This is a genomic window from Kitasatospora sp. NPDC056531, from assembly GCF_042794375.1.
Taxonomy (GTDB): domain Bacteria; phylum Actinomycetota; class Actinomycetes; order Streptomycetales; family Streptomycetaceae; genus Kitasatospora.
In genome coordinates this window covers 1-4,387 of record NZ_JBHTTU010000227.1, presented here as the reverse complement: position 1 = coordinate 4,387, position 4,387 = coordinate 1, and the positions used below count along the sequence as shown (strand labels likewise).

The window sequence follows — 4,387 nt, the reverse complement described above, 5'->3', positions numbered from 1 at the left end:
CGATGTAGTCGGCCAGGACCGGGGCGATGTCCGCCAGCGAGGCGACGACGCGCTCCCCGGCCTCCCCGTCGATCCGCTTGAGCGCGGCGAGCCCGCGCTCGTGCCGCTCCCGCAGCGTCTGCGCGCCGTCGGTGTCGCTTCGCGCGGGGGTGACGTCGAGCTCCGGCCGGGCCGCGAAGGCGGCCTTGACCACGGCCATGCCGTTGAGCGCCGCCGGGATGCCGGCGTAGACCGCCATGTGGAGGACCGTCTCGACGATCTCGACGGGCTCGACGCCGATGTTGAGGGCGCCGTCGATGTGGAAGCGCAGCTGCGGGGCCGCGGTGCCCAGCGCGGTCAGGGCGGCGACGTTGATCAGCTGCCGCTGGGCGAGGGTGAGGCCGGGACGGGCGTACACGTCGCCGTAGCCGAACTCGACGGTCAGTCGGGCGAGGTCCGGGGCGATGTCGCCGAGGCCGTTCAGGATGTCCGAGCCCTCGGGGCCGGCGATCTCGTGCAGGAGGGCCAGCCCGCGCTCGAAGCGGTCGGCGGACAGGGACACGGACGGGGACACGGACGGCGAGGCGACGGCGGTGGTCATGGCGGCCTTCCTTGGGGTTCGTGAGCAGCAGGCGACGTTACGAAACGTTTCGTAACGCCGATGAGGCTAGAACGGCCGGCGCCCACTGTCAAAACGAAACGTAACGTCACGTCTGGGCTAGACTCAGGCCATGACCCCCCAGCCGAACCCCGAACGCCGAAGCGAACGCGCCCGCCGCGCCGTCCTGGACGCCGTCTTCGAGGTGGCCCGGGCCAAGGGGTACGGCAAGACCACCATCGAGGCCATCGCCGCGACCGCGGGCGTCGGCAAGCCGACCGTCTACCGCTGGTGGCCGTCCAAGGGCGCGATCGCCCTGGACGCCGTCAACGACCGGATCGGCGACTCCATGGACTTCCCCGACACCGGGGACATCGTCGCCGACCTCACCGCCCAGCTCACCGCCGTGGCCGCCATGCTCACCGGCGACATCGGAGCCCTCTACCGCGGCATCATCGCCGAGGCCCAGAGCGACCCCGACCTCGCCGCCGCCCTGCGCGCCACCTTCCTCGAACCCCGGATCCGGCGGTGCGTCGGCCGCCTCGACACCGCCGTGGCCGCCGGCCAGCTCCGGGCCGACCTGCCCACCCGCACGATGGTCGACATCCTCTACGCCCCGGTCTACTACCGGATCCTGCTCGGCGCCGGACCCGAGGAGACCCTGCGAAGCCCCCTGCTCGTCGAGACCGTCCTGGAGGGCCTGCGCCCCTCCTGACGCCCACTCCGACAGGCCGGGCGCAGCGGGTCGAGGGTGCCCGCCCGCGCGGACACCCTCCGCGGACGACCTCGCGCATCCGCCCGGGAGCCGGGTTCAGAGCCCGGTCAGCGTCGTCTTCCCGATGGCGGTGCCGGACTCCTGCAGTCGGTGCGCCTCGCGGAGGTTGGCGGCGTTGACGGGCCCGAGGTCCCGGGTGGCGGTGGTGCGCAGGACGCCGGCGTCCACCAGGCGCGCCACCTGGGTGAGGATGTGGTGCTGCACGGCCCGGTCGGCGGTCGCGAACCGTGAGCGCGTGTACATCGACTCCCAGTGGAACGCGATGCTCTTCGGCTTGAGCAGGCCCATCGGCAGGGAGTCGACGTCGTCGACGGCCACGCTCCGGCCGAACGGGTTGAGCACCTGCGCGTAGACGGGGAGGTTGTCTTCCGTCCCGGTCGTGCTGAAGACGTGGTCGACACCGCCGGGCGCGAGCTCGGCGAGCTGCGGGGCGAGCGGCTTGGTGTGGTCGGCGACGTGGTCGACGCCCATGCGGTGCGCGAAGGCGGCCGTCTGCGGGCGGGAGGCGGTGCCGATCACGGTGAGGCTGGTGAGGGCGCGCGCCAGCTGGGCCACCATCGAGCCGACGCCGCCCGCGGCCGCCGTCACCAGCAGCGTGCCGGTCTGCTCCAGGGCGCCGGTGCGCAGCCCGAGCCGGTCGAACAGGCCCTCCCAGGCGGTGAGCGAGGTCAGCGGCATCGCCGCCGCCTCGGTGAACGAGAGGGAGGCGGGCTTGCGCCCGACCAGGGCCTCGTCGACGGTGTGGTAGCGGGAGTTGGCGCCGGGGCGGTCGATGGCGCCGGCGTAGTAGACCTCGTCCCCGACCCGGAACAGCTCCACGTCGCCGCCGACGGCGACGACCGTGCCCGCCGCGTCCCAGCCCAGTACCTTGGGCTCGCCGGCCGGGTCGACGGTGCGCCGGACCTTGCAGTCGATCGGGTTGACGGCCACGGCCTCGACCCGGACCAGCAGGTCCCGCGGGCCGGGCTCGGGGGTCGGGAGCTCGACGTCGACCAGGCTCTCGGGGTCGTCGATCGGCAGGCTCTTGCGGTAGGCGACGGCAGGCATCGTGGCCCTGCGGATCTCACGGGTCATGGCGACCACCCTAATCCACTAACCGTTCTGACTTGCCGTAACAGTTAAGACGGGGGGCGTCCCGCTTCTTTCGCAGCCCCGGAGAACGGAAGGGGCCGACCCGGTATCCGAGGGGGTGGATACCGGGCCGGCCCCGTGCCGCGCGTGACGGCGGGTCAGCGCGCGGCGCTCTTGCGGGTGCGGCGGGAGACGGAGTCCAGGACGACGGCGGCGAGCAGGACGGCGCCGGTGATCATGTACTGGACGGCCTGGTTGACGTGGACCAGGTCGAGGCCGGTGATGATCGACTGGATGACCAGGATGCCCAGCAGGGCGGACCAGGTCTTGCCGCGTCCGCCGAACAGGCTGGTGCCGCCGATGACGGCCGCGGCGATGGAGTTCATCAGGACGTTGCCGCCACCGAGGAGCTTGTCGGCGGAGCCCTGCTGCGAGGCGATGAACAGGCCGCCGAGGGCCGCCATGCCGGCGGAGATCATGAAGACCGAGATCCGGACCCAGGCGACGTTGATGCCCGCGCGGCGGGCGGCCTCCACGCCACCGCCGACGGCGAAGATCTGCCGGCCGTAGCTCGTGCGGCGCAGGACGAAGTCGGTGACGACGACGACGGCCAGGAAGACCAGCAGGGGCAGCGGCAGGCCGCGGTCCTGGTTGAGCATGTACGCGGCGGTCAGCGCGACGACGGCGAGGACGCCGGTGCGCAGCGCGATCTCGCCGACCGGCCGCGCGGTGAGGCCGGCGGCGGTCCGGCGGCGGGCGTCGAGGATCTGCCCGGCGGCGAAGAGCGCGATGCCGAGGACGGCGAGGCCCCAGGTGTAGGCGATGTCGCCGTCGCCGAGGAAGTAGGTGTCCAGGTTGGCCAGGACGCCGTCGTTGACGACGTTGACGGTGCCCTTGTCGCCGAGGACGTACTGCTGCAGGCCGCTCCAGGCGAGCAGGCCTGCGAGGGTGACGACGAAGGCCGGGACGCCGATCTTGGCGAAGAAGAAGCCGTGCAGGGCGCCGATGGCGACGGCGGCGGCGACGGCGATGAGGCAGGCGAGCCACTCGTTGTAGCCGGAGCGCACGGACAGGACGGCGGCGATCGCGGCGGAGACGCCGGAGACGGAGCCGAGGGAGAGGTCGATCTCGCCGAGGAGGAGCACGAAGACGATGCCGACGGCGATCAGGCCGGGGCCGGCGATCCACTTGGTGATGTTGGTGAGGTTGTCGGCGTTGAGGAAGTCGCCGGTGACGCTCTGGAAGATGGCGCCGATGAGGATCAGGCCGAGGACGACGGGTACGGAGCCGAGGTCGCCGTTCTTCATCTTCCGCTTGAACTCGGCGAGGTAGCCGGCGAGGCCGGCCTCGCGGACGAGCAGGCGGGGGTCGACCGCGGGGGTGGTCGGGGCGGGCTTGGCCGGGGTGGGCTGTTCGGTGGTCACTTCGCTTCCTCCGCGAGTCGGGCCTGGCGCCGGGTGACGGCGTTCTCGGTGGCGCCGGTGATGGCGGAGATGATCTCCTCGTGCGAGGTGGTGGCCACCTCGAAGACGCCGTTGTTGCGGCCCAGGCGCAGGACGGCGACGGTGTCGGCGACGGCCTTGACGTCGGCCATGTTGTGGCTGATCAGGATGACGCCGAGGCCGCGGTCGCGCAGGCGCTCGACGAGGTCGAGGACCTGGGCGGTCTGCTCGACGCCGAGGGCCGCGGTGGGCTCGTCCAGGATGACGATCTTGGGGTCGCCGACGAGGGCGCGGGCGATGGCGACCACCTGGCGCTGGCCGCCGGAGAGGGCGGCGATGGGGATGCGCACGCTCGGGATGCGGATGGAGAGGGTGTCGAGCAGCTCGCGGGCGCGCTTCTCCATGGCGACCTCGTCGAGCATGCCGAAGCTCTTCAGCTCACGGCCGAGGAAGAGGTTGCCGACCACGTCGAGGTTGTCGCACAGGGCGAGGTCCTGGTAGACGGTGGCGACGCCGAGGGCC

Annotated in this window: 5 protein-coding genes; 1 reads left to right on the top strand and 4 read right to left on the bottom strand. The window is 72.2% G+C overall.

The window, feature by feature from the left end; genetic code table 11:
* The coding region (locus tag ACFQ87_RS44695) for a carboxymuconolactone decarboxylase family protein (RefSeq protein ID WP_380616790.1) at positions 1 to 580 on the bottom strand (580 nt) is incomplete at its 3' end.
* A 130-nt stretch (positions 581 to 710) separates the two neighbouring features.
* Here ACFQ87_RS44695 and ACFQ87_RS44690 point away from each other — a divergent pair.
* Entirely contained in the window at positions 711 to 1,292 is a 582-nt protein-coding gene (locus ACFQ87_RS44690) for a TetR/AcrR family transcriptional regulator (protein WP_380616789.1), read from the top strand.
* Positions 1,293 to 1,388: 96 nt separating this feature from the next.
* Here the strand turns inward: ACFQ87_RS44690 and ACFQ87_RS44685 are convergent, their stop codons facing one another.
* From ACFQ87_RS44685 to ACFQ87_RS44675, 3 genes are all read right to left on the bottom strand, one after another.
* On the bottom strand, positions 1,389 to 2,399 hold the full coding sequence (locus ACFQ87_RS44685) for a zinc-binding alcohol dehydrogenase family protein (protein ID WP_380616791.1): 1,011 nt from the start codon (positions 2,397 to 2,399) through the stop codon (positions 1,389 to 1,391).
* A 182-nt stretch (positions 2,400 to 2,581) separates the two neighbouring features.
* Positions 2,582 to 3,847 carry a sugar ABC transporter permease gene (locus tag ACFQ87_RS44680; RefSeq protein WP_380616788.1) on the bottom strand — a complete coding sequence of 422 codons (1,266 nt, stop codon included), beginning with the start codon at positions 3,845 to 3,847 and terminating at the stop codon, positions 2,582 to 2,584.
* Positions 3,844 to 4,387 (bottom strand): ATP-binding cassette domain-containing protein (locus ACFQ87_RS44675; RefSeq protein WP_380616787.1); only part of this gene is annotated, 544 nt, incomplete at its 5' end. The genes ACFQ87_RS44675 and ACFQ87_RS44680, both read right to left, overlap by 4 nt.

What these genes read in the sequence shown, in the direction of transcription:
- ACFQ87_RS44690 (WP_380616789.1), top strand. Translation starts at nt 711, where the DNA reads ATGACCCCCCAGCCGAACCCCGAACGCCGAAGCGAACGCGCCCGCCGC.
- ACFQ87_RS44685 (WP_380616791.1), bottom strand. Translation starts at nt 2,399, where the DNA reads ATGCCTGCCGTCGCCTACCGCAAGAGCCTGCCGATCGACGACCCCGAG.